We start from the raw sequence: 26,686 nt of genomic DNA on the forward strand, positions 1-26,686 counted from the left end.
AGCATTTGCAAAACAGGCCAATGATACTGGCGGAGAGGGCGGGATTCGAACCCGCTATCCAATATTGATATATCAACAATGTCAAACACTTATGTATTTTAGGATGTTCGCTTTTGGTGCTATTTAGTGCTGTTTTGCGTCTGGTTGTTCAGCATTTTGTTCAGCATTTTAGGCGGCAAAAAAACATAATTACGCTTGACTTTGTGTATCATAATAAACACAGGTTAATAATCTAAATTAGGATGGTGAGAACATGGACGACAAAAGGCTTGCGGCGATTGAGGTGGCTATAGTTGATTTTGGTATAACAGCCGCACAGACAGGGGAAGCATTCCACAAAGGCGGCCAAATTCTTAAAGAGTTAAGATTGGCTAACCATATCAACCGCCCAATTTTGCAGCCTTCTCAGCTTGACCGCGCAGCGGTTTGCATCATCAGCTAAAGCCCGAAGATCTTGTTCAATCTGTCCTGGTAGTCTGATGCTGGCGGGGGGGTCATCAGTTCGGCTGGTGGCTGCCTGGGGGGTGCGCACGGCAGGGCTACTGTCACAGGCGGCGGCTTTACTGATGAACAGGCCGTCATGATGACGCTTATTAAGAGCAGCGATTTCGTTTTCATAATCTTCTTTTCGTTGTTTGCTTTCTTTTAAGTGCTGCAGGCGCAGGGCTTCGTTTTCTTGCACGCGCTGGATGATTGCCTGGCTGGTGGCCGCCAGTTGGGCGGCGCTGGCGGCGTCCCACTTTTCTTGCACGTGGACGCGGCCTGCTTTATATCCAAACAGACCAGCCAGCACGGCCAGCAACAGAACCCCGCCGATTAAAAATATATATTTTGCAATCCAAGCCTGGATCATTTTTATTCGTCCGTCTTTTCAGTCGGTTTATCCACTTTGTCACCTAACGAATCTTTTGTCAGGCTTCGAAAAAAAGCAATTGCCACGGCTATGCAGACGCCTACTGCAGCAAACATTTCAGGTGTCATGCTTTTGACCAGGGACGGCATAGCGAGCTGCAGGGCGCTTAGGCCAGCCAGCACGGCCGCGAATATATTGGTTTTTGATTTCACCAGCATTAGGCAGGCGCGCTTTGTTTTTTTCATGCCGCCACCCGCCCTGTTCGCAGCGTTAAAATATATTGCTCAGGATCAATAAACCCGCCATTCAGCCGCACTTCAAAATGAAAATGATTGCCGATGCCAGCATAGCGTCGGCCAAGATTTTGTACTTCGCCCAGGATGTCGCCTTTGTAAACCCGCTGGTCAACTTCAACTTTCGGGTCCAGATAAAAATATCTGAGGTCATGGCCTTGGCCGTCCGACACTTGCACGTAGCGATAACTTAAATCATCCGCGTAGGCAAATCCAAGTTTTGTGACGTAGCCATCAGTCAACGATTTAAGCTGGCTGCCTGCCATGGCCAGTTTGTCTACGCCGTTATGCAAATGCGTGCCGCGTGACGCGTGGTAGTGTCCGCTGCCCCATTTGTCTGTACCTCTGTTTGGCGGTATTAATTCAAACATTAATTTCCCCTTTTTTTCAAGTGGTTTCGAATTGCGTTTTCAATGGGTTGAATCAGGCCAGTCGACATATGCGCGCCCATGCAGGCTAGCGAGACGGACACACCAGGTGGATAATCAAACGACATCACGCCCATAAATACGGCCAAGCCGACCATGACGCAAATACATAGCTCTGCGACAAATTCGATACAGACGCGCACGGTTATTTTGCGGCCGATAAATTTGACATAGCACTTGGCCAACCCACCCGCCAACGACATGCCGATGGCCAGCAGCCATATTCCTTCTTCCCATTTCGTGGGGTCTTTATCCATCATCTGAAACCCCTTAAAAAGCTTGGCCAAAGTCCATTTTTATTTCATGTACGCGGGTTTCTTCTGGCCAGCCGATGGCGCGATAAAACACCAGCGATTGCCGCTCTGTATTAAAGCGAAATCCGAATGGTACAAAATCAACCTCACCGAAAATAAAGTTCATATTCGGCGCATCCATTGAGGTATCAAATGATTTGTGGTGCTGGAAATTTATACCCGTTATCCCTCTCGATTCGGGGTGTGGCTGCAAGTTCATGCCGATGGTATTCGTGCCGATTTGTGTTTGCGGGAACTCAACATTAAGGCAAATTGATGTGCCGCCAGAGACATAATCATAAACATCACAATGCATTCCTGCTGCCCAAAAAATACCATTTTTGATTGCGGTGCCGTGCACGCCAACAATGTCGTGCACGCCCCACCAGCCTGCATTGTTCTTGCCGCGCGCGATACCGTAAATGCTGAAGTTGGCACCGGCCATGCCGGAATTAAAGTCAATTGACGTGTCGCTTTTAATGCCCGTGTGTAAGTTATTATCAGCCCTGAATTCACCCGTGACCTTTTGCCGATCAACGCTCAATGTGTTGGCTTCTTTCGGCACCAGCTGCGCCGCACATTCAACACTGAACAAAACAAACAGCACCGCGATCAAGTTTTTCACTTCTTTTTCCTTTCAGGTTTTAACGTAACCAATTTTCGAACGGCGTGTTTGTGTCTGCGCCAGATAACGCGGTATCCAAAAGATTCGATATGGCGGGCGCATAGACGGATTTCTTTTCGCGTAGGCCCCGGGGTGCCGTGCAGAATATGCACCTCTGCAATCGCGTTCGGACAGAAATACACCGCGCACGACCAGGCAACCGGCCCCGGCACTTTCTCTGAATCAATGTGACGTCGAATAATCAGCACGCGCCCTTCGAGCATTTCGACAGTCAACGTCTCATTTAATAAAGTGGTATCCACTGCTCAGGTTGGCCAGCCCGTAGAATAATCATAAGCGCGCAGCTCAATGATCTTGTTTTCATCGGACAATCCGCTGATCGCAATCACGTCCGTGTTAGCGAAATGCGTCGCCTCATTGTCAAAGCACAGCGCCACGCGCTCACTCACCGCGTCGAACATTTCCGTAAGCGTCGCGTGGGTTTTAATTACATGATGCAAATCAGCGGCTTTTACGTTGAATTCGCGGTCGGTGTCGTTATTTGAGAACAGCATGAGCTGCGCCAGCAGGGCCATTGAGGCCGCGTCGGTGTTATACAAAACGCTGTCCACCGTTATCCCGCCATACATCACCAAGTCACGCTTTGCTGTGATAGCCGCTTTAATTTCAGCCCACACCTCTACCATTGATGGCCCGGCTGGCGCAGCCATTGGTTGAGGTAGGCCGCCCATGCGGATCCATTCGCGATAGTCCTGCCATTCGGGCATATCTATCGTGATTAATAAATCGTCTGATAAACGGATGACGCCGCGTTCTGCAAGTCGATAAGACATTTAGGCCACCTTTCTGTATTTAATAAATGATCGGCCGGTACCGGCTGTTACTTTTACTTCTATTTTCAACGAGGTTTTAAACGGGATGGCCGCCAGTGACACCTGGGCGCTGGAGTTAATAACGCCCACCATCGCTGCGACGGTACCGGTGAATCCACTCCCCACGACCGGTGCCTCAATATTGCTCACGCCGTCGATTGTGATTTTCATGGTTGTGGTCATGCTGTTTGTGTCATGCTGGGCGGCGGCGAATTCGAGCACCCCTTTGCCGGTGTAATTCACAGCATTAACGTAACTGGTCGATGTGACGGCCAAATGTTCCAGGCCGGAATTTTTTGTATAGACGTCTGTGGTCGCAGAGAGCGTGACGGCCGTTGGCGCTTGCGGAATTAATCCGGCCACCTTCGGCGCGGCCAGTAATGGCGTGGTTTCTAGCGCAACCGTATCCAGCTTCGCCGCCCGTGGATCCGTCCATACTGCATTGGATGCCGCCGTAGAAGCCGGAGCTCTAGAGGAGATGGCGGCATCCAAATAATCCAGCCTTGCAGCACGTGTGGCGGTCAAGCGGTCGACTAATGTCTTAACCTTGGCAGGTACTCCCAGCAATACTTCAATCATTTTTTTAGCTCCGTATTCAGGTCTTTATTAAGATTCAATTTCAGCTCCATGTTGTAGCAGTAATCAGCCCGGCTGCGTCCCAGGTGATGGTTTTGGTGCCAATGGTGTCGTAAGCCACGCCGCTATTACTTGAATACGAGTAAACCGCCACGGTCACATTCCCTGCCTCGCCGCCAGTTGTGCCCCAGGTCAGCGCAATCTTTAGCCATTGCGTGCTGTTTTTATACAGAATTGTGGCGGGCTGCTCGTCTGTGCCGCCTGACTTGCTGAAATTCCAGCCCTTCAGCGCGCCCACCACAATTGCATCGCGCAAAGCGGCTTGGTTGTCGCGAATCGCCTGGGCGAACTGCGTGCCGTTTTGCGTGGTCGCATCCGGCAGGGTTTTATCAAATGCGGTATAGGTCACTACTTAAACTCCTTGAAAAGCCCAGCGGAAGGGGCTGGCAATTTTTACGCCTGCGTCATTGAAAATGTACACGTCGAAGGTGGTGGGCGAGCTCATGACGATGTTGTCGTAAGTGGAGCTGCGGGCGGTGGTGCCCTCTGGCGTAATGATGATGCGCTTAACGGCCACATAAACATTGTCCAGCGTGATTGTTATCGGGCCGGATGCGCTGCTGGTGGACGCCCCCACCTCTTCGCGCGGCACGGCATCGAGGCGGATACTTTGCGTCGGCACGCTGGCTTTTAGCGTGCTGGTGGTAAGTGCCTGGTGTTTCAGGCGAGCGAACCGTGAGCTTATGCGGTGCGAGAGTCCGCTTTGGTATGCCCAGGTGGTGCCGTCATCGCTGAATCCCATCGAGCTGGCGATGCTGCCGTTGAGCGCGGAGACCGACGCGGTGCCCGTCCATTGCCCCCCGACCAACAGGCCAAAATCTGCCGACTCGCCCAGCCATTCGCTGGTCAGGCTGCTGTGGTAGGTGGCCAGCGGGTCGGTGTAGGTGTCTAAATTGGCGCTGCATTTGGTGGCAAAGGCGACGCCGTCTTCCGTCACCCAGTTTCGCACGCCGTCAAACAGGTCGTATTCGGCCATGTTGGTCAGGGTGGGTGTGTCGCTGTTGTAGGTATCCACCAGAAACGCGGCGGCGTCGCTGGTAACAGTAAACGTGGCAGAGGCTGCAGCATTGGAATACAAGCCCACAGAATCCAGTGCTTTTACATAAGCCACCCAGGTGCCGGTGGCGATGGTGTTGGTCGTCAAGCGCAGCGCGTCCACACGGTCGAGCAGCGTGGCGGACTCCCAGTCACCACTGACAATGCCGTAACGTATTTCGTAGCGCCAGATATCAACGTCTACCGCCGGATTCCAAGCCATATACACACTACCACCCGCCTCGAAAACGGTGAGCTCGGGCACATCGGACGGCACCAGATATTTTCCCAGAATGTCGATATCCGCCTGCGCGACCGTACCCACCGCGCCGATCGTGCTGACCACTGAAACCTTAACCACATACGCCACCAGCTCTTGCACGGGTGGTGTACGATAAATCGGCGTTTCTGGCGTGCCGGAATAAATCAGCTCTCCCAACTGGTAGACCTCGACCCGATAGTGGCGGATATAGGGATAGTCCGCCGCATCCCATTCCGCTTTTATGCGCGTAGTCCAGGTGCCGTTTGCCATTTGGTAAACTTCTTCAGTCAGCACCAGCCCGGTAACAGCATCAGGATTGGCAGGGCTGGGCAAGCTGGTGTCGCTATAGGTTGGCTCGCTCACCACGTCATCGGAATAGGCGGCAGGATCGTATTCGCGGGCTTTGATTCGCCAGCGGCCAGCTGAAACCGCCGTGGCGTCCACCACGCGCATCAGCTTGGCCGTGAGGCCGACAGGGTGGGTCAGGCTGACAATATGGCCGGGCAGGATGGCGCTTGCTTCATCAAAGCCGGTCCATTCCGCTTCAAGATCTTCCAGTGCAAAATGGTTCAGACGCTCCACCGCTTCGCGGTATGCCTGGCTATACAAATGGATGCCGGGCAGGCTTATTTGAGACTCTCGGCGTGGGGTGGTGCCTGCAATAACGCCGTCGGCATAAGCTATGGCGCTGCGCTCGATCCACGGTGTAACCGACGTATCTGTCCAGCGCACATCGACCACGGTCGGCACATCCTGCACGCCCAGCCGAGAAAGTTTTAACGATCCGAACATAATATCCGAGCCGGTAACGGTGTGGTCGGTCGCCCGGGGGCGGTCCGGTACCAGCTTTAGATTGCCACCTGTTTCAACGATAAAGCATCCGGCATATGCGCGCAGGGCTTCAAGGTGCTGGCGCGTGGTGGCCACTTTATCAATCACCAGATTCAAGCGCCGCCGGGCATTCGCGCCCACCACTTCGTCACACTCGTCCGCGGCATCTTCGACGCTGGCGCTATCCGTGGTGCGATTTAACCCGTAACTGGCGGACGCGATAAAATCAGCCAGGCAAAGCGCCGGATTATCGCTCCATGCCGTGGTCAGCGTGCGCGGGTCGTAGACTTCAAAGCCTTTTATTTCTGCCGCGAATTGCGGCAAGCCGCTGCTGACATCCACCGGCACCTGAAAAACAGAATACGCGATGCCGTCCAGCGTGTCGGCATAGGTAATGCCCATGGCGGCAAACGCGGCGATCAGGGTGGCGTCTGCTGTCTGGCCAGGCGCACCGGTGTAATGGGTAGCGGTAACACTGGCCGGCAGGGCGGCATCGTTCATCGTAAACAATTCAAACGAACTGATTTCGCCCTGACACCAGATCGCATGCACGACCAGCTGATTCTCGTAGATCATCAGGTTGGCCAACTGCGCGCCCAGGCGCTGGCGACCATAAACCAGCCGCAACGGCGCATTTTCAGCGGCGACGCTTAATTGCGACGCCTTTGGCGGGGTCGCCACTGCGTTAATATCGAGGCGGGTTGGTACAACTGCCTGCGAAGCCTCAAGACGCGCCAGACGCAGCACGTTCTGCGCCTGGCGATTAGCAAAGCGTTCTGGTAGCGGCGGGGGGCCGTAGGCGGGTAGTGGCATTTACACCTCTTCCATTTCTACTTTAGCCGTCCAGTAGCCGCTGGCGTGGTATTCATAGGCAGGCGGGGCGGAAAACAGGCAGCTGTGCGTGGCCGCAGAAGTGATCGAATAATAATCGAACGGGATTAATTTGTTGGTCGCGTAAAACGTGGCCAGCGCATCTTTTTGCGCAAAGGTCAGCCATGGGTGGTCCAGCACAAAGCGCGACTTTTCGCTGCTGTGATAACTGCGACCGCGGGCGGTGCCGTCTTCGGCGCGATCAATCTCGATGCCGTTTATGGGCTTTGGGTCACCGCCGGGGCGGGTGGGTAATGTCGGATAGGTTGCCATTAGCGCTCCAATAGGTAGTTTTGGCCAGCCCACGCGATGCTGGTGCCAGCAGGCAGCAAGTGATTAAACCCCGCCGTGGAATTAACAAAACGCCGCGGGCTGGACAACGTGCGGCTGTTTTCTGTCACCAGCGCAATGCGCACCTTGTCCGCGCCAATATCCAGCCGATCGCCCACACCGGAAAAAATCAGCACCGGGCTGGCCGGGTTATCACCGTCAAACGCCCACACAGTCACGGCACGGTCGGTCACGCCCTCATTCAGCGCCAGCGCACCGGCCACCAGATCGGTGTTGATCAGCTCGATTTGCCCGCCGTTATTGCCTATTTGAACAATACCCAGCCGTCCCCCTGTCCAGGCGTAACCGTCCCAGCTCTGGTCACCACGCGAAGACAGGCGCAACACGGTACTGAAGTTGATTTGAACGAAATAGGCAGGGGTGGTGATCATTTATCCGATCCAAGACGTGTTGTTAATCTACGCATCTCATAAAATCCTTATTCATCAGCCTTATCTACCGCTTCAATCACCCCACCTATAATGTCAGCCGGTGACGCTCGATAGTGCTTCCCCTTGTATTTAATATTCAAACCACACCCCAGGTCGATGCCGAGCGATATATGTTCGCCTTTATGCTCAGCACTTCCCGATAAAGCAAAAAAACTTATTTCCGTTACCTCTTTAAAAGGAATTGATGCCGTCACGGCATTCAATAAATCTTGCTTCTTATCGTCGCTCATGCAATCCCCACTTCCACATTCGAAGGCATATCAACATTGACATCCACCGTCACGCGGTTATCAACTTTTACTGGCGTTTCGGCGGCGTCCTTCATCGCCGTAGCCGCTTTTTCAAATCCTTTTGCCCCGCGTGCCAGCGCGCTTTCGATACCGCGTGAAATCGCGTCGGCGATCGCTTCGTTTGAGTTTTTGGAATTACTGCCCTCGTCTTTAATCCTGGCATTCACCTCACCCAGTTTCGAGGTTGTCAGCGCGTCCAGCTCTTTCAAATAGGTTTCAAAGCTGGCCAGCTTGATTTTTTTCTCTTCGTCGCCCAGCAGCATCCAGGCGTCGCGGCTGGTCTGGTTAAGCTCACCGGCCAGACGCTCGATTTCGCTGGGGTCAGTAGCCGCGGCGAATAACGTTTCCAATGTTTTGGATTTGTCGACCAGAAAGTTATATTTACCCTCTTCATCCAGAATCGAGAACTTCATTTCTTCGATGGTGTTGGCAAACATCGCTTGCGTGCTTTGCAGCGCGCTTTCGATTTGTTTTACCAGGGCCAGCTCGATCTCATAACGCGAGCGTGCCACGTTGGTCAGCTGGCTTTCAGATGCCGCGCTACGATCAAAGGTATTAATCAACCCCGCCATCGTCGTGCCCTGCTCTTCCCAGGCTTTCATCAGCGTGCGGCCGTTCAGGGCTGCGCCGCCTGCGGCGGCGGTCAGCTCTTTAAACCCGCCGGACAGCTGCACCAGTGTGGCAAAGGTTTCGCGGCCTGATGCTGTGGTGAGATCTTGCGCTTCAATGGTTGCGCGCAGCTCTTCGGTAGTGCCCGGCAGCACCAGCCCGAGGGCCGCGAACTGGTCGGTCATGTCGCCGGTGGCAATATTCATGCGCTCAGTAGCGGTGAAATAATTGGCGGTATATCCAGTCAAGGCGGCATTGAATTTATCCATGTCGCCAAACAGATCGACCAGTCCCGAGGCCATATTGGCGGCGGACAGGGTGGTTGCATACAGGGCCATGCCGGTGCGCTCTAGCCAGCCGTTTACTCCGGCCAGACTGCCGGACAGACGGTTCATCGTGTCTGAGGCGCTCTCGCCGGTGCGGCTTAATTTGCGCCAAAAGAGGGTAATATCTGCGGCGAGCACATCAGCCATGCCAGCAGATTCCAGCTCGGCACGGGCGATGCTATCCAGCACCTGCGCGGCCATGGCGTCGCCCATTTTGGTCAATTCACCGGTCAGCAATGCTGCGCTTTGTTTTTCGTCCAACCCCTTAAAATTAAGCTGGAGCGCATACGAAAAATCATCCAAGTCCGCGGAGGTGTCTTTAAATACACCGCCCAGCAGAATAGCCGAGCCTTTCAGCCTGCTATAAGCACTATCGAGAGACGCCTGCATACCTGCGTCAAGCTTTGATGTTGTGGTTTTATTCGAGGCAAATAGACCGCCCTTTGAAAAAGTATAATTCTCGCCCGAAAAGCCGCTATCGCTAAATGTCCCGCGCAGCCCAACTTCTTTTAGTTTTTGGCCGAACAGACGGTTAACAACGCCGCCGATCGCACCACCAACAATTGCGCCTAACGGCCCCAGCGGGGTTAGTGCCCCGATGGCCGTACCGGCAATCACCGCGGCGTTTCCTGATTTGCCTAGCGCGCTGTATCCACCCGAGATCATTTTCCCAACCACAAACCCGGCGGCGGCCGATCCAAGGTAGGTGGCGGCGGTACCAAGGGCAGCAGATGGCGCAGCGCTAGAGGCCGACGATGTGGCGGCGGTTGTGGTGCCGGCTGTGGCGGCAGAGGCTGAGCCACCGCTAAAAAAACCTGATACCGCCTGATAACCGGTTTTAAGCGTGCTGGCCAACGACAACAGGTCGCCGCTGCCGCTTGCACCAGTCGTGCCAGCGGCTTGCGCAGACCCAGCAGCACCCAGACCCAGCGCGCCCGCCAAGGTGCCAAAGACGGATGTTAACGGGCCGATAACGCCCTGCACCCCGGCCTCTATAACCGGACGCAACACTAGTCTATTAAACATTTCTTTAAGCTGGTCGCGCAAATCTTTCGCGACGGACATAAATGTATTGCTTAATGTACTGGCAATCCCGTTGTAAGTACCTTCTAAAATTAAACCGGCTTCCTTCCCGGCGGCAATGCCGTCCGTTAAGGACTGGGATATGCTTGCGCTAAAATTATTTTTTATTGCGACCACGCTACGCCACGCGTCACCCGCTCGTCCAACAAACGCTTCCCACAGGGTGATATTTTTTTCAACCTGGATTGCATTCTCTTTTAATACAACATTTTCCTCTTCGAGACGGGCGGTAAAAGTGGTGGGCGCAACGCTGACCTTGTCTTGAATAAGCCCCAGTTTTGCAAGCAGAATGTTTACCGCCACGCTGCCCAAACTTAAAGCGGCGTCAACAACAGAATCTTGGGTGGACTTTATCCCCACCTCCAACCCCTCACCCGTCGCCTCTCCGACCTTTTGCATCTCATATGACGGCGAGCGAATGCCGAGCACATCCTTAATCGATTTCAGCATGTCGCTACCGAGATTTTTCACGCGGTCGACAATTTCGGTGTATTTGGTTTTAATGCCGTCCAGCAATCCCTGCATCAGGTCCTTGCCGATATGCGACCACTTGCCCACCTCGCCCTTCAAATAATCAATCGCGCCGGATATTTTTTCGCCAATCCCCAGCGCGCCTGCCAGCTTTGCGGTGATACCGGCACGCAAAGCGGCGATTAAACCGGCTCCGGCGGCGTTCCAGCTGGCAGCAACGCCAGACAAATACGCCAGCGCAGCGCTAAATTTATCTTTAATCCAGGGCAAGGGATTCAGCGCATCAAATCCCTTTTTTACCGCTTCCGCACCCTCGGAAAACAATGCTTTGGTAGATGCCCAAAACGACGTTAGCGCGGCCGTTATGTCATCCCAGTAATAATAAATTGCAGCCCCAGCAACAGCCACACCAAGAATAACCGCTACGACCGGGTTAGCCAGCATGAATGTCGCCACCCCGCTCAGTGCCTTCGACAGTGCGCCCACGGTCGTAATAAGGGTGCCAACCCCCGCCACAATAGCCCCGCCCACCAATCCAACCGCCGCCGTTGTCGCCAGACCAATCCCGATCATGGCGGCCGTATCCGGGTTTTTTGCTGCCCAATCTGAAAGCCCTTCCAGCGCATCAGATAGCTTTTTAATTGCGTCGCTAGCCGAGATTGCGGCCTCTAAATTGATTTGCGCGCCTTTAAGTTTTTCGGCGGTACCCAGAAGCTGGGTATCAAATTTCTCTCCCACCACGCCCGTTGCGGCGGCCGCATCCAGTGCGATGTCGCGATACAGCTCGATGTCGCGCACCGCTTGCCGGGCAAATGACCCCGCTTGAACATCCGGGAAAAGCGCTGATATCTTCGCCGCATCACCACCCGAAAGCTCTTTTATTTTGGCGATCATCCCACCGATAAAATCACCGCTGGCGCGCGCCTCATCTTTAATCTCGCTCAGATCAACGCCTATTTTTGCAAACTGCTTGGCCGTCGTAACCGCGTTTAATTTATCGAGGAAGTTCGCAAGGTTGGTCGCTGCACTGGCGGCGTCACCCGTGCCACGCCGGGCAATCTGCGCAGCAGCGGCCAGTTGTGCCAGCGCTGCCTCACCTTTGACGCCCAGGTCGGCCGATTTAGCCGTCAACATGTCGAAAAACTGCGCCATATCTTTCAGCTCGAAAGCGCCCCGGTCACCCGCCTGCGCCATGATGTCGAGCGCTTTACCTACCCGACCAGCATCAATCTCAAGCTTGGTAAATCCGGCGGCGGTGGCCGAAGCCAGATCGCTGATATTTGAGCTGGTGGCCGTTGCAGCGCGTCCGATCGGGGCCAGCATTTTAAGTGCGTCCTGGTCATTAATACCCTTACCGACCAAATCCTGAAACGCAACAATTACATCACTTCTGGCCTGATTCGCGCCTTTTGCAATGCCAAACAGTGCGTCGCCCCACTTGTCCGCCACATCTTTTGCGGCATCGCCGTTGATTCCCGCTGTGCTGGCGATGCCTATCAATGACTTTTCGGCGTCAATCGCCGACGTGGCCACACTCGTAAGATCAAGCCCCATCCTGGAAAGGCCCGCATTCGCCGCCAGCCCCATCGCGCCGATACGCAGGCCAATACCTTCCATCGAGCGGCCAACCGCTTCGGCACCTGCGCCAAATCGCCGCAGGCCATTGGATGCGTTATCAACAAGGGTCAATAAAAAATTAATTCTGGTGCTCATATCATCCCTCGGTGATTACCTGGCTCATCATTTCTTCATCGCCTTAAGTGCTGCGCGCTCCATTATTTGAAGCTCATCAAATCGCGCTAATTGCTGGGCTTTTTCAACGCTGTACAGTTCGAACAAAAACGGCAAAACGTTGTAGTCCAGCCCCGTAGCACCGTTAAACCCGCTACGCCACTGGGTGACCAGCGCATTAAACAGGTCCAGCGCTTTTTCATGTTCTGGCCAAACCCATACAATCTCATCTTCCTCCCCGGCGATATCATCCCGTGTTAACCCGGCCGCTTTCAGTTCTTCGTCTGTCGGCCCGCCGCCACCGCCAGCATAAAAAGCGCTGGCAATGGCGGCTAGATTTTCCCCTTGGCCTCGATCGATTCTTTAAGGTAAGTTTCAACCATGGCGGACGCGGCGCTGGGAAAGTTTTCCAGTAGAAGCTCAAGCGCATCCTGCGAGAATTCTTCGTCTACCTCTTTCCAGCCAACAACAACCTCTTTAGCTGTCGTTTTAATATTTTGTGGGGAGATTTCGTTATCTTTCATTCTTAAACAAATAGCTTGAATCTCCTCACGCTTTTTGTGCTGGAACTCGATGTCGAGCATGGCTGGCTTTGCTACGCCTGGAATGCCGACTGGCACTTTGCCCCAGAAGGTGGGGCTGGGTTGTATTTTGAACATGTTTTATTCCCTGAGTAATAAGTAGCGACCGGCAAGCCGGGCGGGTTGGTTAGGATGCGTAGCGGATGGCTTCGGCAGCATAAGAGGCGCTGATTTTTCCCATCAATGGCTCGTTTTTGGTGATGCTTGGCACTTTCTGGATAGACCAATAGGCATTGGCATAGAGGAATGAGCCGTTCTTGAATGCCAGGCGCATCGCGGTTTTGGTGCTGGTGTCGGCTGCTGCAACCACGACCGCATAGTGCGCAAGTGCGGCGTCGTCATACATTTCCAGCTCGACCTTTACCGCAGATTTCGTGGTCGGAATTTCGCGCTCGGTGACGTCCTCGATTGTGCTGACATCGGTAAAGTTTTGATCGCCGCCGGAAGTGGAGATACCTTTAATCTGGCTGATACCTGTCCAGGCAGTGATTTCGCGGGTGGTGCCGCCGCCGGTACCGGCTGGATAGTCGCTGGTAGAGCTTGTGTCTACGTCTTCCAGTGTGACCGTGTACGGGCCAGCGCCTGCGATTGCGCCCACGCGTACCACACGATCATTCAGCAAGCCCCAGCCAGACGATACTTCGAGGATGTCGCCTACAATGTAGCCGGGGTCAGATACATACGATAAAACACACTCGCTGGCGTTACTGGCCGAAGTGAATGTGGCCGCCGAGTCGTAGGTGCTGGCGATGGCAGCGGTGGTGCCGGTTGAGAGGGTGATAGCCATGGCTGTATTTCCTTTCTGGTTATAAATTAAAGGGGGTTAATAACGTCCGGATTGAGCGGGTGAACCCAGTATCCAAATCGCCATTTCTGTTGGCTGGCGGCCAAAAATCGGTCGCCTTCGCCATTCATCGGGTTGCTGCGCTCGAGAATATTTACGCCAAACTGGCACAGCGTTTGCAAGCCGGTATCCGCGGCAATCAGTTTTTCAGTGGCCAAGCCAAAGGTCATACTGTCTGCCGCCGCGGTATCGGATGCCGCCAGCGCGCAATAGACGATTACGTCCATGTCGCGCCTTTCGCTGCCGTCCATCATGATGGTCTCCATCGTGATCGGGCCAGCCTCTTCAATCACCAGCGCGGGCAGCTCATCAGCCTGTAGTGGATCGGTGCGGTGCAGGAATACCCGCGCACCCGCAGCCGTGCTACCTGCCACCAGCAGCGTTTTAAGCGCATTCAAAATTTGCAGCTGCGCAGGCGCGCCCGGCTGCGAGATCGAGGGCGAAAAGCCGGTGATTGAAATGGATCCGGTAAACGGCGAAATGCTGATTGCGCCGGTGCTTTGCGAGATAGCGGGAATATTGCCCGTGATCGTAATCGCGCCCGCGCCAGGGGATAAAGTGCGCGGCTGCGAGATCGTGGGCGCGTAGCCGGATAATGTGATCGATCCCGTGCCAGGGGATAAGCTGGTGTTTTGCGAGATGGTGGGCACATTGCCCGCAATCGTGATCGCGCCTGCACCAGGGGATAAAGTGCGCGGCTGCGAAATTGTGGGCGCGTAGCCGGATAATGTGATCGATCCCGTACCAGGGGATAAGCTGGTGCTTTGCGAGATGGTGGGCACATTGCCCGCAATCGTGATCGCGCCTGCACCCGGCGATAACGTTCGCGGCTGCGAGATGGTGGGCGCATAACCCGTGATCGAAATTGAACCACCTACAGGCGACAGGCTGGTATTCTGCGCAATACTCGGAACCCCACCCGAAACTACAATCGCACCCGCACCAGGGGATAAAGTGCGCGGCTGAGAAATAGTCGGCGTATTACCCGACAGATAAATTGAGCCCCCCACCGGCGACAAGCTCAGCGGCTGCGAGATACCGGGGATATTACCCGTAATCGTGATCGCGCCAGCGGCAGGCGAAAGGCTGAGCGGCTGCGAGATGGTGGGCGCATGGCCGCTGATGGCGATTGCACCAGCGTCTGGGGATAGCGTAATGCCAGTGGCCGCATCGTCACCACTAAAGTTGTCGAAATGTATCTCGGTGGAATCAGACGGCGCACCAGAGGATCCTACCCGCAAGCCAGCCTTTCCGGCTGCGGTTATAGATCCATCTGTTTGCGAAATGATCGGCGTGCCGCTGCCATTCAGATATACCTTGATTGCAGAATTCGAGGTTTCCGGAATTCTGATCATCTCTAACCGGATGTGGTACGTGGTCTCGTCGGTTAGGGAGGTGGCAACGCTTGGGCCTATTTGCGAGAATGTGCCCGCATCTGCTTTCATCAATTGCCAGCCGCTAACAGGGTTGTGCCGGGCAAAATACATCGTATTAGCCGATGTATCTATGCGGCCAGCAATGCCGCCATACGAAAGGCCGCCCCCGGTTTCTTTGGTGAAGAAATCAGCCTCTACACTGTAATCCGCACTAGCCGGAACGCCAGAGTGATAGTAACAAGCAGCGGTCGAGGTGCTTTGTCTTACCCTGTTGTCAATAAGCTTGCACTCACCGGTATAGCTCGAATGTTTCGTCCACGCAGCATCACTGGTGGATAGCTCTAAGCCATCCGCCCCGGTGAATGTTGCTGAAGAAAACTGGCCCACGAGTTACTCGGTTATCTTAAATGCTTGTACATCGAACGCCGGATCCAGAAGCGCGCCGATACTTTGAATAACGTCGGCATAACCGTCTGCAGAGACTGTAAACGCTGCGTCTATGCCACGCGCCTGCAGGTCTACAACCATCTGCAGCACGGTTGAGGTGTTTATTGAGCTTAATCGACCATCTATCGGGAAGTCGGGCAAGCTGGTGATTGTAGAATCGGCCAGCAATGCAGAATGGTCGTCCGTCTCAACAATCGCCAGCCCCCAATCATAGGACGCTTCTTTTTTAAGCGTCGTCATCGGCACGTTATAGTTTTGAATAGTGAGTGCCCACGGGTTGAATTCCCCGCCATCACCCATCAAGTCCGCCAAGTAATACCGCTTAGTTGGTTGTGCCATGGTTTAGTATTCCTATAGTTAAATTTAAATTGTGCTGAGTTATTTGCTTTTAGGCGTGCACAAAGGCTCCGCCACCGCCTTTAACTCGCTATCCCGCATCACCGCGCCAAACGACACGCCACACACGGCCGCTTTCACGCCTTTGGCGATGTTGTCATTCGCGGCCTTTGTGTTTTCGATGGTGTCATCCAGCCGGGAACCAGCCGCCGCATTAAGCTGCGCGCAACCCGTCGTAATCAACACAGCCGCCAAAGCAACCAGCATCAGAAAATCGCGTTTCATAATTTATGGCTGCGTCGTATCAAACCAACCGTCCGTAGGCGTATTGATCGTCAACGGATTACCGGCGGACGTAGCAGGCACGTCTGCCGGTGTCGTATCGCCCAAAAATGCGCAAACAAGCGGATTGGTCACCCCCCATAAGCTCCCCTCGACATACATCACCGCATAGCGCCAAACCGGAATATCAGACGGCGTCGCATTCCACACTGGGCTATCACTGCTATATTTAAATCCGTCTGTGACCGCTGTTGCCACATCTGTGGTCAGCGCTTGTCCGCCCGTTGTATAGCCGTTGCCGTTGGCGATTTCATCGGCTGAAATATCCGCCCAGACCGAGTCGCCGGTATTGGTAAAATCTGGCGTATAAGTGCTTTTCACTAACGCCATTTTTACCGTGGCGCCCAACAGGTCCGCCATGTTCAAAACGTCCAAATTCTTTCTGTAAATTGTTACTGTTCCGACTGCCATGACAGCTCCTTAAATTAAATGTGTTTATGTGCGTAGCCTTAATTTGGTGATGCCGCTGCCGTCCGGCATAGGCTCGACAACCTTGTAAGTAGATGGGATAGTCCCTTTAACCGGGTTTGGATGTGGTGCCAGAGTCAAGCCCGCAACCGGCGTGGGCACATCGCTGCTCGGCAGCGTAAACACCGGGCTGCTGCCAGAAGCCCCGCCCCCGGTGTCTTCAAGGTCGTAGTCGTTATTGAATATCCCCACCACCGCCACACCGTCCAGCGTTGCATCAACTGCAAAATCTTCGGTGCGAAAAAAGGGGGCGAGATTTTCGGTGAAGGCCATTTATGCTTTATCCTGGTCTGGCTTGGGCGCACGCACCGGACGCATGCTGTTGATCATTGATTTAGGCACGGCATCCTCTAAACCAATAATTTCCCCCGCCTTAAAACTGGCTTCTGTCAAGACAGCATAGCCATTTCCACCCAGCGGCTTTAACACGGCCCGGCGCGGCTTTACTTGTTTTGCGTCCAGGAATAAAACCTGTCCGGCATGAAATAAAATCGGTTCCAAAACTCTGTATTTCATTTTTGCGCCTTATAAAGTGACTTCATCAGGGCGCGAACTGCGCGCCCTGCCAAGCATTTACGCCACCATCGTTACCAGGCACGCTTGCTGCCACAACCCATAGCCAACATTGCGCCAGGTATCAATACCAAACTGCCACGCATCATTGTCAAATTCGAATTCCGATCCCTCTGCCTTGGCTTTCAATTCGCCCTCTGTCTCTTGCTGACGAATCAAGCCCTTCACCGCGCCATCAGTACGGAACACGGCAAATTGAGACGACCACGAACTTAGACGCGCATTCATTTGCACGCTGATGCGCAAGCCGGGAACATTCGGCAGAATATTGAAAGCGCCACTGGTTAGCGTGGCATTGGTGACAGCAGAAAGCGCGGTCAGATAAAGACTGGTTGGCACAACCACCACGAATTCAGACGCCGATTCGTTCATCGGCTCACCTTTGTCGTCGCGGAATCCCTGAATCGCGGCAACCGCTTTTAGAATGCACTGCTGCATTTCTTCAACCGATGGCGCGGTGACGATGCCGTGCACTGCTGCTGGCAAATCGCTCAGGTCAATCGTAAGGTGATTACTTTGTGTGCCAGAGTCACCCTCGGCATGGTCTGTATCAAAGTAATACTGGCCGTCATAGCAAGCTGTTGATTCGCCCGCCACAATTAATGTGCTCAACAAACTACCCCAATGCGTAGTTGATCGATCGGCCAAATCCTGCACCCGCACCATTATTTGGCTTGTTTTATCACGCCGAACATCACGCACGGCGACTTCCAGCGTTGCCTCAAAGTGCTTGTTTTTGATGGCTATGGATGTCTCTGTCAGGCCACTTGCCTGCCGCCCACCGACCCACTCTCGGTAAGCGGGCGACATCCCCAGCCACGCATACGTCTCAGATTCCTGATCTGAGCTAAAAAGGTTACTTACGCCATTGATCCACGGCGCATTGTTCCCCGTATCCAACCGCGCGTAATATTCCCCGATGATTGCCCTGCTAGTGATGATATTCATGACGATCCTTATCAATAAGTTTTAAATATGTTTCGCTACCTTAATTAGCGGTAGCCCACGTGCCACGCAGGGCAGCAACAGCCGGGCCATTTGCATCACCCGGCACCAGCACCACAGAGTCGCCCCGGCGTGCAGTGGCCTTGGTGTTGCTCAGCGCAGTGTTGTCTGTGCCGGGTAAATTCGGACCTTGAATTTTGTCAGCAGCTTGCGGGGAGATTTTCAGAAGAACCGTGCCATACGCGCCCAGATTCACGATCTTGCAATGTAAAGGGGTCGCCGTGGCAGGCAGTGTGACAACCTTGGCGTCGGTATCCACAAAGAAACACTTGCCGTTGTCTTCAATATCCAGTGTTTTATTCGCGCTGATTGTTTCGCGCACGCTGTATTCTGCATAAGGGTCCTGCATCGAATCCGCATCGAATTCAACAACCACAACGCCCGCAGAAACAAAGCGCTTGATAAAGCCGATAAATACCGAATCAACCGGGCTGAATACAAAAGTATTGTCGTCAGTGGCATACACAGGCTGGCCGGTGTCGGTTATCACCGCATCCGCCACGGACAATTGCACTTCGCCATTCGCAATCACTCGAACACTGGCCGCAGCGGCAACACCGGCCAAATTGTCGGCAATTGACTCAGCAAATCCGGCAAAGCGGTCTGGGTAAACCAAGGGGCGGGCATGGCCCGTGGCGGCCACCAGCCCAACCGCGGCACCTTGATAAATAATATCGGCGGCGATCACCGGGTGGGCGTTACGTGAGCCCATTTCGTATGGACGGCTTAAATTTGCGGCAAGGGTAGTCATGGTTAAATCCTTTTAATTATTAAACGGGGCTTTTAATGCTTAAGCGCGGCCTGAAAGTTGCTTTACACGGCCTGCCGCCATTGCCGTCTCATAACCCTTGTACGCCGCCAACGAACGGAATTCGGCGCGAATAGCCGGGTCACTATCCCACTTTGCCTGGCAGCGCTCATCCAGCGGCAAGTTCTCAAACTGGTCGGCAGACGCAAAAGGTGCAGCAACATAAGCAACCGGCGCAGGCGCTTCATCTGCCATTGATTTAGCCGCCGCCTGACGGCTACTTTTTTCTGCCGCCAGCACCGCTTGTGCGGCATCGCCTGCGTTAGATGTGCCATCAAACTTGAGCTTGCCGATCAACGCTTCATGTCCTGGTATCAGCTGGGCTTCAATCGCCGCGATACGGTCACGCTCATCTGCAGCACCCTGCGCACGAAAACCCGCCGCAATTTCAGGATATTCAGCAGCAATTGTTTCCGCTGTAAGAGGGGTGATGACTTTGTTTTCTGCTTTTACGTCCACGGTATTTCCTTTCGTCATAGTTTTAATAGATTGCGGTGCCCCGCTGTTAAGCTGGGCCACCAGCGCATCGAGCGTAATCACGCCATCTACCAGCCCCGCATCAATTGCCTGCTGGCCGATAAATATCCGACCGTCTGCCATATCCGCTAAAACGGTGTCGGTAGATACCCCGCGATTGCTCGCCACAGCAGAAACAAACAGTGAGTAGGTGTAATCCACCTGGTCTTGCATGGTTTGCCTGCCTTCTTTGCTCAGCGGGGCATAGTTACTGGCAATACGCTTGTATTGCCCGGCAAAGATTTCCGTGGTTTTAACGCCTTCACGCTCTTGCGCTTTTGAAATGTCAGTGTGTGTTGCCACTACGCCGATGCTGCCCACTATCGTGGTGCTGTCGGCGATGTAGGCAGAATTGGCAGCGGATCCTATCCAATACGCAGCGCTGGCCATCGTGCCATCGGCCAGCGTGACAATCGGCTTGGTCGATGCCGACACGATATCGGCCAGCGCTTGCGTACCATCTACCGTGCCGCCGGGGCTATCGATCGACAAAATAATGCTGTGCACCGCCGGATCGTTCATCGCGTCGCGCAGGTCGCGCGCGGCCAGCTCGGTGGACACGCCACCGCTGATTTTGCTGAACAGGTTGGCTTTTTTGGCAATCACACCTTCCATCGGGATAATCGCCACACCATCGCGAATGGCATAGCCCTGCGCTTCGTTATTCAGCGCACGCCCCAGCTCTTTTTCAACCGCAGCAATGTCTATTTTTTCACCGCGTAAATGGGTGGCATAAACGGCTTGAATTTCGAGCAACTTGGCAGGCTCGATTGCCCAGGGTGCTGTCAGTATGTCGAGTATTTTCATTTGTCTTTTTCGGGTTTGGGTGCTGGTTCGTCATCATCTGCCTCGGGCTGGGCAGCCGGGCTGCCAGCGGGCGGAATGTAAATGCCGTCGCGTTTCTCGGCGTTGATTTCTTTTACGCGTTGCTCGTGCTTTTGTTCCCAGTCCACACCGTCGTGCAATATGCTCTCGGCTTGCTTGGTGCTGATACCCAGATCAACGCGCTTTTGGGCGGCGTCTACTTCTTTGCTTGGGTCGATTGAGCCGGGGCCGTCACCAGTCCAGATTGCGGCACACCAGGCGGCGCGCACCACGTCATCGGTAAAGAATCCCGGCGCGCTAATACGCCCTTCGGCCACTTCATCCGCCAGCCACAACTCAAACACCGGCTGGCACAATTTCTTGGCCAGAAAATCACGCTTGGAGCGAAACGCTTTCCACGCCATCAGCAACGCAGCACGCGAGGCGCTGTAACTGCTTTGGAAGTGCATCACCAGCACTTCAAACGGCATCTCAAGCGCCATGCCAATTTGACGCACCATTGCTGTCCAGAATGGGTCAAAAGCGGGGTTTGGGCGGCCCGGGGTGTTGGATTCAATACTTTCACCGGGCAGCAGGTTGATTGCCTTGCCGGATTCCATCTCACCAGACCATTTGCCCGCCGTATCGACAATCGCGGCTTGCGCGTCTTCGTCGTAAAGATTGTCGAAAGCCGTCGGATCCATCTTGATAAACGTGGCCATCAATCCAGACACCACGGCGGCATTCAGCTCGGCATCACTCCAGCGCGCCAGCTGCTTAAGCGGCTCCAAAATCGGTGCAATCCACGGCACGCCACGCAATTGGCCGGGGCGCAATGGTTTGAAAATAGAGAGTACGTTCAGGCGACCGGATGAATTACCGCGAATTGCAACCCTGTCCCATTTCTGCGACCCAATAAGGCGCGTGTCGCCGGGGTGATGGCGCGCGATATGGCAGGCGATAACCTCGCCGGTAGCGGGTGATATTTCGATGCCGTCGATAACGGTCGGCGTGTCAGCAGCGCGGTTTGGGTTGCATACCCGATCAGCCTCAATAATTTGCAGGGCCAGCCGGGCAGGCTTACCACTACGCGCGACCCGGGGGGTTAAAACAAACAGATCGCCAGACTCAAGGTAAGAGCGGCAAGTGATATCCTGAATCTCATAAAAATCCATTTGCCGCGCAACATCGCAATCAGCAGATTCTGCCCACACTTTAAAGCGGCGCTTTACATCATCCTGCCAAGCTTCTGCCTGTTCTTCGCTCAAACGCAAAAACTTGGCATCAATCGCCGGGGTGCACGTCAGTCCGGTACCGACTACATGGCTGACGGTTGTATTCAACGCACCCAGCGCAACCGGCGCATTGCGCATCTGGTCACGACTTCGGGCGCGTAGCATGGGTAGGTCGCGGAGGGTATCCGCGTTCGCCGATCCGGCATGCGGATTCCAGCGCGATAACTGTGCTCTATCTATTTTGCCGCCGGTGTAGCCGCCAGCAACTGCCAATTGGCTACGCTGCAAGGTGCGTTTAAGCGCCAAGCCCGGCATAAAATAAGAGATGGTTTTGTCGAGAATGTTTTGACCGGAAAGGTCAGAAAGAAGTGGCTTATTCATCCGCCCACCACCACAGTGCGCGCCCGGCCACGGCCAGCAGATTGGCGGGTAAGATTAACAACGCGGTTATGCCATATTTCAATCCCCCTCTGCACCATTTCAAGATCAGCACGGGTTAGCCAGCGCTCAGACCCCGCGCCCAAACCCATCTTGTAAGATTGCCCGCCCAAAACCGCCGTTTCCGCCGCCAAATAGGCGTCGAGCTGCGTTTGTGCCTGTGCAAGTGTGATTCCAGCCATTAAAGCTCCAGTAAGAAGCTTTAATGTACTGAATTATGTTTGTCTCAAATAGGGCAAAATGAGACGACTTTAGAAGATTTAAGGGGTGTTTGGTGTGTTACGGGGGGAAAGGCGTGACATTTACTTTTGCAAATTTGACGCAAGCAATCTGCACAATACAATACAAATTGTCAAGTAAGTGATGATTTCGGTTCAACGTTTATAAGGCTTACCCACTACAAATTGCACAGCGGCGTGACACACCTCGCACAGGCAATATTCTTTATCCTCACTGGAACGATATAGAAACCGACGAACAGTAACATCTGCGCATGGACCGTAACTTTTACGAGCTATGCCACGCGGTAGATCTAAATACGATATCGGAACGGTAACTAAAGGTACACGCTTATCAATACCAGGGGTAGGCTGATGATATAAACAAAGCTCGTTTTCACAAATGCAGTCCATAATAAAATTCTTATTTTTCAGTAATGACACTTCAGCTACGTAGTTCTGGTGACATACCGCAATAAAATCTACATTTTTGTTTCCCATGGGCTATACTTGACACTGCTGATAGTGTCATTTTTGCGAAACTTAGTAATTTGCAGTTACTTTAATTATTCAAACGGTTAAACTAGACACTATGGGCGGTGTCAAATTATGGCAGATTTTGAGAAATCATTTAGAAAGCTCGGTGAGCTGACCAGTAGTGCAAACGCTTCATGCAGAGAGTTTACCAGGGTGTTGGAGGATATCGGATTCACTATCGAACAGTGCGGAAGCGCCGGTCACAAGATCGCAAGACATCCCGCAATCTCACTTAGTGATTTTCCCGATTACAACTGTGGGCACAATTCAGGTGAAGCAGTTAAGCGCCCCTACATTAAAAAATTGTACAAGTTTGTTAAGCAACATGAAGACGCCATTAAGGAGTACTTAAAATGAAATTCGATCCTGAGGCCTACACAATCACAATCCGTAAAGAAGAAATTGACGGTGATATTTATTATGCTGGACGAGTCGCAGAGTTCCCTAATATCAGCGCATTCGAGGATAATTTCGAGACGACTCGCACTTTAGTTATTGACGCAATTCAGACGCTAAAGAAAATTTCTGATGAAACTCACTCTGAGTTTCCGCATCCCTACCCATCTCCAGCTGATGAATTCAGCGGGCGAGTTACTTTGCGTCTACCGAAATCTCTTCATGCAAAAGTTTCAAAAATTGCCGCCAAAGAAGATGTGAGTGTGAATCAATATTTGGTAACAGCTATTGCTACATATGTAGGTGAAATCGACGGAATATCAAAAGTAGTTTCTGAGGCAGCACTCCATATAGCACATGTTGTTAGAAGCGGCTTATACGCTTGGCAAAACGCTTCATTACAATTCATGAACGTAACGCCATCTCAAGTTTCAATCCCATCGGAAGTTGCTGGATCTAAATATTTGAGCGGACCAATGTCACAACCTATATACGCGGGATAAGCAAATGTCAAATTCTAATAGCATCGAATATTCTAACAAAGAACTAGTAGCCGCTTTGCTACGAGATAAAGAAATTCACGCAGGCCATTGGGTATTGGCGGCTAAATTAAGATTTAGTGCAATGAATATCGGACAGGAAGCAGATGGCTCTGATGCATCTCCTGCTGGTGTTGTTGCATTGAATGGTATTAAGTTAGAAAACGTGCCTGAACCACTTCCATATTCAGTAAATGCTGCTGAAGCCAACCCCAAGAGCTAATACATAATAAAGCAGAAACTCAAAGGTTTTACTGGAGCCGCCGCAGCCGCGTTTGCAAAATTTGGGACGGAGGCGCGCGCCAGCGCGCCACGTACCGAATTTAGGGAATGCAGCGAGGTGGCAATAGCGCCCGTTCCACACGCGCTGTCCTTGGAAGTGTCCTCGGGCAGCGCAGCCGCCCCTAGACTTGACCAAAACGCCCACCCGATTTCATCAGCCGATAAACCGTAGCCCGGCTTATTTTATGCTTTTTAGTCAGCTCAGTCGTACTCATATCACTTAGCCCGTCCGCAAAAGCGGCATGGCGCTGCCTCGGCGTCATGCGCGGTGCGCGCTTGTGCACAAAAAACCGTCGCCCACCGTACTCAGCACGCACCTGCTGCTCAACCTGCTGCGCCAACACACCATCAAACCCCGGTGCGACATTGACCACACGCTGGAGAATAGCCGAAACAATGTCCGGATCTTGCTCGTCCGCGCTGTCATCGCGCATACGTTAACTGCGCCGCAGTGCCGCAACGGAGATGCGGCCGCCGGACGCATTCACCGGTTTATTCTCTGCAGCCACCGGGGCGGACACAGTGGGTAACGATTGCGAGAACAAATCCGGCGCACGTGGTGATATCTTGTCTTGACGCCGCGCCCAGCTCGGCTCACGGAATGTTTGAATACCCAAATGGCAAGCCGCCGCATAGGCGTACACCATGCAATCGCCGCCCTCTTCGCGGGTGCCATGTGGTGTAATCCAGCGCATGCTTGATTTTCCGTTGATAACCACAGGTTTCAAACGGGCGGCGGTCATTTGCTCATACTCGTCCGTGCCTTGCAGCGCCTTTGGCGTGTGCACATAGCCCGGCCCAACTTGCGTAACGCGCATTCGCCCATAAATCAGGTGTTTTGCGGTATCGGTGCCGATCGGCCACAGCTTCAGGCTGCGCGCCATCGTTTTGCCGCGATGGGTAACATCGATCATGCTCGGCTTGCCCAGCACAGGTTTGCCGTAGGTGCTGGCACCTTTTACGGCCAGCACGTTGGCGCGTTCGTGGTGCCTGCAGTAAACATAAACCGCGTGCGTGTTATGCCCACCGGAGTCAATACAGGTTGCTTCAATCAGCAGCTGGCTGCCACTGGCGTGCATAATCGGCGTGCGCCGTATCTCAGACAGACGCGTCCACGGGCTGCCCTCGGTATCTTCATCCAGATTCGGGTCGCCGTAAATAATATGCCGCCCAACCAGCCAGCTTTCTTCTCCGCGACCAAACGCCCATACCCGCGCCTCTAGCCGATCCGGCTGGGTATCAACGCCCATCACCAGCATCAATCCACCATATGGAACCGTATTCAGCTCATAATCTTCAGCACGTGCAGACAATGCGCGACTATCACCGCCACTGCCCAATTCTTCCCATGTTTCCGCCAGGGACGAATTCATGAATTTCTTAAGCGGGGCGCTGTCGCCGGTGCGTTTTTTTTCGTTGGCGCCAATCCACCCCTCTACCAGGGCAGGCCATGATTTCCAACCTAACGGTGAATACAATTTATTAATCCAGAACCCGGCACGTTTTCCCATGCCTGCACCTGGGGCGGACGGTATCCAGAGGCCGTTCGCCAGCATGTATTTTTTTTCATGCTCTTCGATTGCAGCGGCGCAATGCCTGCAGATATAAACGGCTGTTTCCGGACGGGCTTCACCTGTGGCCGTTTTTAGCCACTTAATACCCCATTCTGTTTTTGCGCCCCACGTTAAAATCTGGGCTTCTCCACAATGTGGGCACGGCACGTGATACTTGCGCTGGTCGCTGGCCTCATATTCACTTTCGATCGTGCTTTGCCCTTTGATACTACACGTCGAAGCAACGACCAGCAGCCGATTAGAAAAATTACTCATACGCTCTTCCAGCAGGCCCAGCGGATCACCTTCGTTATCCACATCCGCCGGCCACTTATCCACCTCATCAGCCGCGGCTAAACCGAGCGGCTTTGACGCCAGCGACGACGCACTATTTGCGCCACCAAAAAAAACAGTGAACCCGCCTTGAATAGAGCGACTGCGCCAGCTGGTAGAAGAATCCCGGCTTCTACGCACAGAGACTTTGCCCTGCATAACCGGCGTTTGCAGAACAGTCGGAATAAAACGCTGCATACTATGATCTTGTGCGTCCTGTAGGGTGGGCTGCACAATCATCATGTCTTGCGGGTCAGTGTGGATCCGTTGCATAAACGTGTTATAAATTACTTCCGTCTTGCCCATCTGCGTCGCGAACCACAAAACAACCCGTTCATACGGCGCATGACTGGAAGCACACTGCATCGGCTCCACCAGATACGGGGTGCGCTCATTACGCCACGGTCCACGCTCCGGACCTTTTGCAATATACCGATACTTCGCCGCCCACTCCGCGGTATCAATACGCGGCGGCGGGGCCATATATTGGCGCATAAGCTGCGCCACCAAGTCTTCCGCGCGGGATATGTCACCCATGTCGGCTGTCACCATCAAATAAATACCACAGTAACAACGCCACGCAATCGCTCAGTCAACGCTCGTTTTTTAAACTTATCCAATCTAAGCGGCTGCAAATAAACGTCAGCAATCCCGCGACGGGTATCCGCAAAAAAACAGTTTTTTAATTCGACGCCATCCAAATAAACAGTGCGCAGCCCTCGGCAATCGCAAGGAGTATGGATATGGTCAGGCCGAGATTTGTAT

At 53.5% G+C, this 26,686-nt stretch carries 33 protein-coding genes; 3 read left to right on the forward strand and 30 right to left on the reverse strand.

Translation table 11 applies throughout. The features are described from left to right. Positions 1 to 361 precede the first annotated feature (361 nt). The 28 genes from MJ770_RS08960 to MJ770_RS09090 are packed head-to-tail and all read right to left on the reverse strand — an operon-like array spanning position 362 to position 22,245. Positions 362 to 853, reverse strand: coding sequence for a hypothetical protein (locus tag MJ770_RS08960; protein ID WP_239253228.1), 492 nt, complete (start codon positions 851 to 853; stop codon positions 362 to 364). A gap of 2 nt (positions 854 to 855) precedes the next feature. Next, entirely contained in the window at positions 856 to 1,098 is a 243-nt protein-coding gene (locus tag MJ770_RS08965) for a hypothetical protein (RefSeq protein WP_239253229.1), read from the reverse strand. Then, complete coding sequence (locus tag MJ770_RS08970; protein ID WP_239253230.1) at positions 1,095 to 1,517, reverse strand: M23 family metallopeptidase; 423 nt, start codon at positions 1,515 to 1,517, stop codon at positions 1,095 to 1,097. Before MJ770_RS08970 ends, MJ770_RS08965 begins: the two co-directional genes overlap by 4 nt. Further along, the gene (locus MJ770_RS08975) at positions 1,517 to 1,834 is read right to left on the reverse strand and encodes a phage holin family protein (RefSeq protein WP_239253231.1); all 318 of its coding nucleotides are present in this window, start codon (positions 1,832 to 1,834) and stop codon (positions 1,517 to 1,519) included. The genes MJ770_RS08970 and MJ770_RS08975 overlap by 1 nt, the downstream gene beginning before the upstream one ends. 10 nt (positions 1,835 to 1,844) lie before the next feature. After that, positions 1,845 to 2,492, reverse strand: a complete 648-nt coding sequence (locus tag MJ770_RS08980; RefSeq protein ID WP_239253232.1) for a hypothetical protein — start codon at positions 2,490 to 2,492, stop codon at positions 1,845 to 1,847. After that, entirely contained in the window at positions 2,489 to 2,794 is a 306-nt protein-coding gene (locus MJ770_RS08985; protein WP_239253233.1) for a hypothetical protein, read from the reverse strand. The genes MJ770_RS08980 and MJ770_RS08985 overlap by 4 nt, the downstream gene beginning before the upstream one ends. Before the next feature lie 3 nt (positions 2,795 to 2,797). After that, positions 2,798 to 3,325 (reverse strand): DUF4376 domain-containing protein, encoded by a 528-nt coding sequence (locus MJ770_RS08990; RefSeq protein WP_239253234.1) that lies wholly within the window; start codon positions 3,323 to 3,325, stop codon positions 2,798 to 2,800. Beyond that, positions 3,326 to 3,943 carry a hypothetical protein gene (locus MJ770_RS08995; RefSeq protein ID WP_239253235.1) on the reverse strand — a complete coding sequence of 206 codons (618 nt, stop codon included), beginning with the start codon at positions 3,941 to 3,943 and terminating at the stop codon, positions 3,326 to 3,328. 40 nt (positions 3,944 to 3,983) lie between these two features. Beyond that, on the reverse strand, positions 3,984 to 4,349 hold the full coding sequence (locus MJ770_RS09000; RefSeq protein WP_239253236.1) for a hypothetical protein: 366 nt from the start codon (positions 4,347 to 4,349) through the stop codon (positions 3,984 to 3,986). A gap of 3 nt (positions 4,350 to 4,352) precedes the next feature. Beyond that, on the reverse strand, positions 4,353 to 6,941 hold the full coding sequence (locus tag MJ770_RS09005; RefSeq protein WP_239253237.1) for a phage tail protein: 2,589 nt from the start codon (positions 6,939 to 6,941) through the stop codon (positions 4,353 to 4,355). Next, a complete protein-coding gene (locus MJ770_RS09010) occupies positions 6,942 to 7,271 on the reverse strand; it encodes a hypothetical protein (RefSeq protein ID WP_239253238.1) in 330 nt (109 codons plus the stop codon). Then, positions 7,271 to 7,720 carry a hypothetical protein gene (locus tag MJ770_RS09015; RefSeq protein WP_239253239.1) on the reverse strand — a complete coding sequence of 150 codons (450 nt, stop codon included), beginning with the start codon at positions 7,718 to 7,720 and terminating at the stop codon, positions 7,271 to 7,273. Before MJ770_RS09015 ends, MJ770_RS09010 begins: the two co-directional genes overlap by 1 nt. 47 nt (positions 7,721 to 7,767) lie before the next feature. After that, the gene (locus MJ770_RS09020) at positions 7,768 to 8,010 is read right to left on the reverse strand and encodes a hypothetical protein (protein ID WP_239253240.1); all 243 of its coding nucleotides are present in this window, start codon (positions 8,008 to 8,010) and stop codon (positions 7,768 to 7,770) included. Continuing rightward, complete coding sequence (locus tag MJ770_RS09025; protein WP_239253241.1) at positions 8,007 to 12,272, reverse strand: phage tail tape measure protein; 4,266 nt, start codon at positions 12,270 to 12,272, stop codon at positions 8,007 to 8,009. The genes MJ770_RS09020 and MJ770_RS09025 overlap by 4 nt, the downstream gene beginning before the upstream one ends. A gap of 27 nt (positions 12,273 to 12,299) precedes the next feature. Further along, positions 12,300 to 12,650, reverse strand: coding sequence for a DUF1799 domain-containing protein (locus MJ770_RS15680; RefSeq protein WP_445083146.1), 351 nt, complete (start codon positions 12,648 to 12,650; stop codon positions 12,300 to 12,302). Then, on the reverse strand, positions 12,623 to 12,949 hold the full coding sequence (locus MJ770_RS09030) for a phage tail assembly chaperone (RefSeq protein ID WP_239253242.1): 327 nt from the start codon (positions 12,947 to 12,949) through the stop codon (positions 12,623 to 12,625). The genes MJ770_RS15680 and MJ770_RS09030 overlap by 28 nt, the downstream gene beginning before the upstream one ends. 49 nt (positions 12,950 to 12,998) lie before the next feature. Beyond that, on the reverse strand, positions 12,999 to 13,658 hold the full coding sequence (locus tag MJ770_RS09035) for a phage tail protein (RefSeq protein ID WP_239253243.1): 660 nt from the start codon (positions 13,656 to 13,658) through the stop codon (positions 12,999 to 13,001). A 26-nt stretch (positions 13,659 to 13,684) separates the two neighbouring features. Continuing rightward, positions 13,685 to 15,478, reverse strand: coding sequence for a hypothetical protein (locus MJ770_RS09040; protein WP_239253244.1), 1,794 nt, complete (start codon positions 15,476 to 15,478; stop codon positions 13,685 to 13,687). Positions 15,479 to 15,481: 3 nt separating this feature from the next. Further along, a complete protein-coding gene (locus tag MJ770_RS09045) occupies positions 15,482 to 15,877 on the reverse strand; it encodes a hypothetical protein (RefSeq protein ID WP_239253245.1) in 396 nt (131 codons plus the stop codon). 39 nt (positions 15,878 to 15,916) lie between these two features. After that, on the reverse strand, positions 15,917 to 16,159 hold the full coding sequence (locus tag MJ770_RS09050) for a hypothetical protein (protein ID WP_239253246.1): 243 nt from the start codon (positions 16,157 to 16,159) through the stop codon (positions 15,917 to 15,919). Positions 16,160 to 16,162: 3 nt separating this feature from the next. Further along, entirely contained in the window at positions 16,163 to 16,627 is a 465-nt protein-coding gene (locus MJ770_RS09055; RefSeq protein ID WP_239253247.1) for a hypothetical protein, read from the reverse strand. A gap of 24 nt (positions 16,628 to 16,651) precedes the next feature. Beyond that, positions 16,652 to 16,957: a head-tail joining protein gene (locus tag MJ770_RS09060; protein ID WP_239253248.1), complete on the reverse strand. Its 306-nt coding sequence runs from the start codon at positions 16,955 to 16,957 to the stop codon at positions 16,652 to 16,654. Next, positions 16,958 to 17,200: a hypothetical protein gene (locus MJ770_RS09065; RefSeq protein WP_239253249.1), complete on the reverse strand. Its 243-nt coding sequence runs from the start codon at positions 17,198 to 17,200 to the stop codon at positions 16,958 to 16,960. It lies immediately after the preceding gene. Between the two features lie 57 nt (positions 17,201 to 17,257). After that, positions 17,258 to 18,205, reverse strand: coding sequence for a Mu-like prophage major head subunit gpT family protein (locus MJ770_RS09070; protein WP_239253250.1), 948 nt, complete (start codon positions 18,203 to 18,205; stop codon positions 17,258 to 17,260). Positions 18,206 to 18,245: 40 nt separating this feature from the next. Then, a complete protein-coding gene (locus tag MJ770_RS09075) occupies positions 18,246 to 19,013 on the reverse strand; it encodes a hypothetical protein (RefSeq protein ID WP_239253251.1) in 768 nt (255 codons plus the stop codon). A gap of 39 nt (positions 19,014 to 19,052) precedes the next feature. Beyond that, on the reverse strand, positions 19,053 to 20,393 hold the full coding sequence (locus tag MJ770_RS09080; RefSeq protein ID WP_239253252.1) for a S49 family peptidase: 1,341 nt from the start codon (positions 20,391 to 20,393) through the stop codon (positions 19,053 to 19,055). After that, complete coding sequence (locus tag MJ770_RS09085; protein WP_239253253.1) at positions 20,390 to 22,006, reverse strand: phage portal protein; 1,617 nt, start codon at positions 22,004 to 22,006, stop codon at positions 20,390 to 20,392. The genes MJ770_RS09080 and MJ770_RS09085 overlap by 4 nt, the downstream gene beginning before the upstream one ends. Continuing rightward, positions 22,003 to 22,245 (reverse strand): DUF6148 family protein, encoded by a 243-nt coding sequence (locus tag MJ770_RS09090; RefSeq protein WP_239253254.1) that lies wholly within the window; start codon positions 22,243 to 22,245, stop codon positions 22,003 to 22,005. Before MJ770_RS09090 ends, MJ770_RS09085 begins: the two co-directional genes overlap by 4 nt. Positions 22,246 to 22,890: 645 nt before the next feature. Here MJ770_RS09090 and MJ770_RS09095 point away from each other — a divergent pair. From MJ770_RS09095 to MJ770_RS09105, 3 genes are read left to right on the forward strand one after another with little or no spacing between them, the layout of a single operon-like run. After that, complete coding sequence (locus tag MJ770_RS09095; protein WP_239253255.1) at positions 22,891 to 23,175, forward strand: hypothetical protein; 285 nt, start codon at positions 22,891 to 22,893, stop codon at positions 23,173 to 23,175. Next, on the forward strand, positions 23,172 to 23,717 hold the full coding sequence (locus tag MJ770_RS09100; RefSeq protein WP_239253256.1) for a toxin-antitoxin system HicB family antitoxin: 546 nt from the start codon (positions 23,172 to 23,174) through the stop codon (positions 23,715 to 23,717). The genes MJ770_RS09095 and MJ770_RS09100 overlap by 4 nt, the downstream gene beginning before the upstream one ends. Before the next feature lie 4 nt (positions 23,718 to 23,721). Beyond that, the gene (locus tag MJ770_RS09105; protein WP_239253257.1) at positions 23,722 to 23,976 is read left to right on the forward strand and encodes a hypothetical protein; all 255 of its coding nucleotides are present in this window, start codon (positions 23,722 to 23,724) and stop codon (positions 23,974 to 23,976) included. Between the two features lie 181 nt (positions 23,977 to 24,157). Here MJ770_RS09105 and MJ770_RS09110 read toward each other — a convergent pair whose 3' ends face one another. Further along, complete coding sequence (locus tag MJ770_RS09110) at positions 24,158 to 24,469, reverse strand: hypothetical protein (protein ID WP_239253258.1); 312 nt, start codon at positions 24,467 to 24,469, stop codon at positions 24,158 to 24,160. A 3-nt stretch (positions 24,470 to 24,472) separates the two neighbouring features. Further along, positions 24,473 to 26,458 carry a phage terminase large subunit family protein gene (locus tag MJ770_RS09115; protein ID WP_239253259.1) on the reverse strand — a complete coding sequence of 662 codons (1,986 nt, stop codon included), beginning with the start codon at positions 26,456 to 26,458 and terminating at the stop codon, positions 24,473 to 24,475. Positions 26,459 to 26,686: the final 228 nt, after the last annotated feature.

Source organism: Candidatus Nitrotoga sp. M5 (assembly GCF_927904885.1).
Classification (GTDB): Bacteria; Pseudomonadota; Gammaproteobacteria; order Burkholderiales; family Gallionellaceae; genus Nitrotoga.

Bases quoted from the DNA above. Each gene is read 5' to 3' on its own strand.
- MJ770_RS08960 (WP_239253228.1), bottom strand. From the start codon at position 853: ATGATCCAGGCTTGGATTGCAAAATATATATTTTTAATCGGCGGGGTT.
- MJ770_RS08965 (WP_239253229.1), bottom strand. From the start codon at position 1,098: ATGAAAAAAACAAAGCGCGCCTGCCTAATGCTGGTGAAATCAAAAACC.
- MJ770_RS08970 (WP_239253230.1), bottom strand. From the start codon at position 1,517: ATGTTTGAATTAATACCGCCAAACAGAGGTACAGACAAATGGGGCAGC.
- MJ770_RS08975 (WP_239253231.1), bottom strand. From the start codon at position 1,834: ATGATGGATAAAGACCCCACGAAATGGGAAGAAGGAATATGGCTGCTG.
- MJ770_RS08990 (WP_239253234.1), bottom strand. From the start codon at position 3,325: ATGTCTTATCGACTTGCAGAACGCGGCGTCATCCGTTTATCAGACGAT.
- MJ770_RS08995 (WP_239253235.1), bottom strand. From the start codon at position 3,943: ATGATTGAAGTATTGCTGGGAGTACCTGCCAAGGTTAAGACATTAGTC.
- MJ770_RS09005 (WP_239253237.1), bottom strand. From the start codon at position 6,941: ATGCCACTACCCGCCTACGGCCCCCCGCCGCTACCAGAACGCTTTGCT.
- MJ770_RS09010 (WP_239253238.1), bottom strand. From the start codon at position 7,271: ATGGCAACCTATCCGACATTACCCACCCGCCCCGGCGGTGACCCAAAG.
- MJ770_RS09015 (WP_239253239.1), bottom strand. From the start codon at position 7,720: ATGATCACCACCCCTGCCTATTTCGTTCAAATCAACTTCAGTACCGTG.
- MJ770_RS09020 (WP_239253240.1), bottom strand. From the start codon at position 8,010: ATGAGCGACGATAAGAAGCAAGATTTATTGAATGCCGTGACGGCATCA.
- MJ770_RS09025 (WP_239253241.1), bottom strand. From the start codon at position 12,272: ATGAGCACCAGAATTAATTTTTTATTGACCCTTGTTGATAACGCATCC.
- MJ770_RS09030 (WP_239253242.1), bottom strand. From the start codon at position 12,949: ATGTTCAAAATACAACCCAGCCCCACCTTCTGGGGCAAAGTGCCAGTC.
- MJ770_RS09035 (WP_239253243.1), bottom strand. From the start codon at position 13,658: ATGGCTATCACCCTCTCAACCGGCACCACCGCTGCCATCGCCAGCACC.
- MJ770_RS09045 (WP_239253245.1), bottom strand. From the start codon at position 15,877: ATGGCACAACCAACTAAGCGGTATTACTTGGCGGACTTGATGGGTGAT.
- MJ770_RS09050 (WP_239253246.1), bottom strand. From the start codon at position 16,159: ATGAAACGCGATTTTCTGATGCTGGTTGCTTTGGCGGCTGTGTTGATT.
- MJ770_RS09055 (WP_239253247.1), bottom strand. From the start codon at position 16,627: ATGGCAGTCGGAACAGTAACAATTTACAGAAAGAATTTGGACGTTTTG.
- MJ770_RS09060 (WP_239253248.1), bottom strand. From the start codon at position 16,957: ATGGCCTTCACCGAAAATCTCGCCCCCTTTTTTCGCACCGAAGATTTT.
- MJ770_RS09065 (WP_239253249.1), bottom strand. From the start codon at position 17,200: ATGAAATACAGAGTTTTGGAACCGATTTTATTTCATGCCGGACAGGTT.
- MJ770_RS09070 (WP_239253250.1), bottom strand. From the start codon at position 18,205: ATGAATATCATCACTAGCAGGGCAATCATCGGGGAATATTACGCGCGG.
- MJ770_RS09075 (WP_239253251.1), bottom strand. From the start codon at position 19,013: ATGACTACCCTTGCCGCAAATTTAAGCCGTCCATACGAAATGGGCTCA.
- MJ770_RS09080 (WP_239253252.1), bottom strand. From the start codon at position 20,393: ATGAAAATACTCGACATACTGACAGCACCCTGGGCAATCGAGCCTGCC.
- MJ770_RS09085 (WP_239253253.1), bottom strand. From the start codon at position 22,006: ATGAATAAGCCACTTCTTTCTGACCTTTCCGGTCAAAACATTCTCGAC.
- MJ770_RS09090 (WP_239253254.1), bottom strand. From the start codon at position 22,245: ATGGCTGGAATCACACTTGCACAGGCACAAACGCAGCTCGACGCCTAT.
- MJ770_RS09095 (WP_239253255.1), top strand. From the start codon at position 22,891: ATGGCAGATTTTGAGAAATCATTTAGAAAGCTCGGTGAGCTGACCAGT.
- MJ770_RS09100 (WP_239253256.1), top strand. From the start codon at position 23,172: ATGAAATTCGATCCTGAGGCCTACACAATCACAATCCGTAAAGAAGAA.
- MJ770_RS09105 (WP_239253257.1), top strand. From the start codon at position 23,722: ATGTCAAATTCTAATAGCATCGAATATTCTAACAAAGAACTAGTAGCC.
- MJ770_RS09110 (WP_239253258.1), bottom strand. From the start codon at position 24,469: ATGCGCGATGACAGCGCGGACGAGCAAGATCCGGACATTGTTTCGGCT.
- MJ770_RS09115 (WP_239253259.1), bottom strand. From the start codon at position 26,458: ATGGGTGACATATCCCGCGCGGAAGACTTGGTGGCGCAGCTTATGCGC.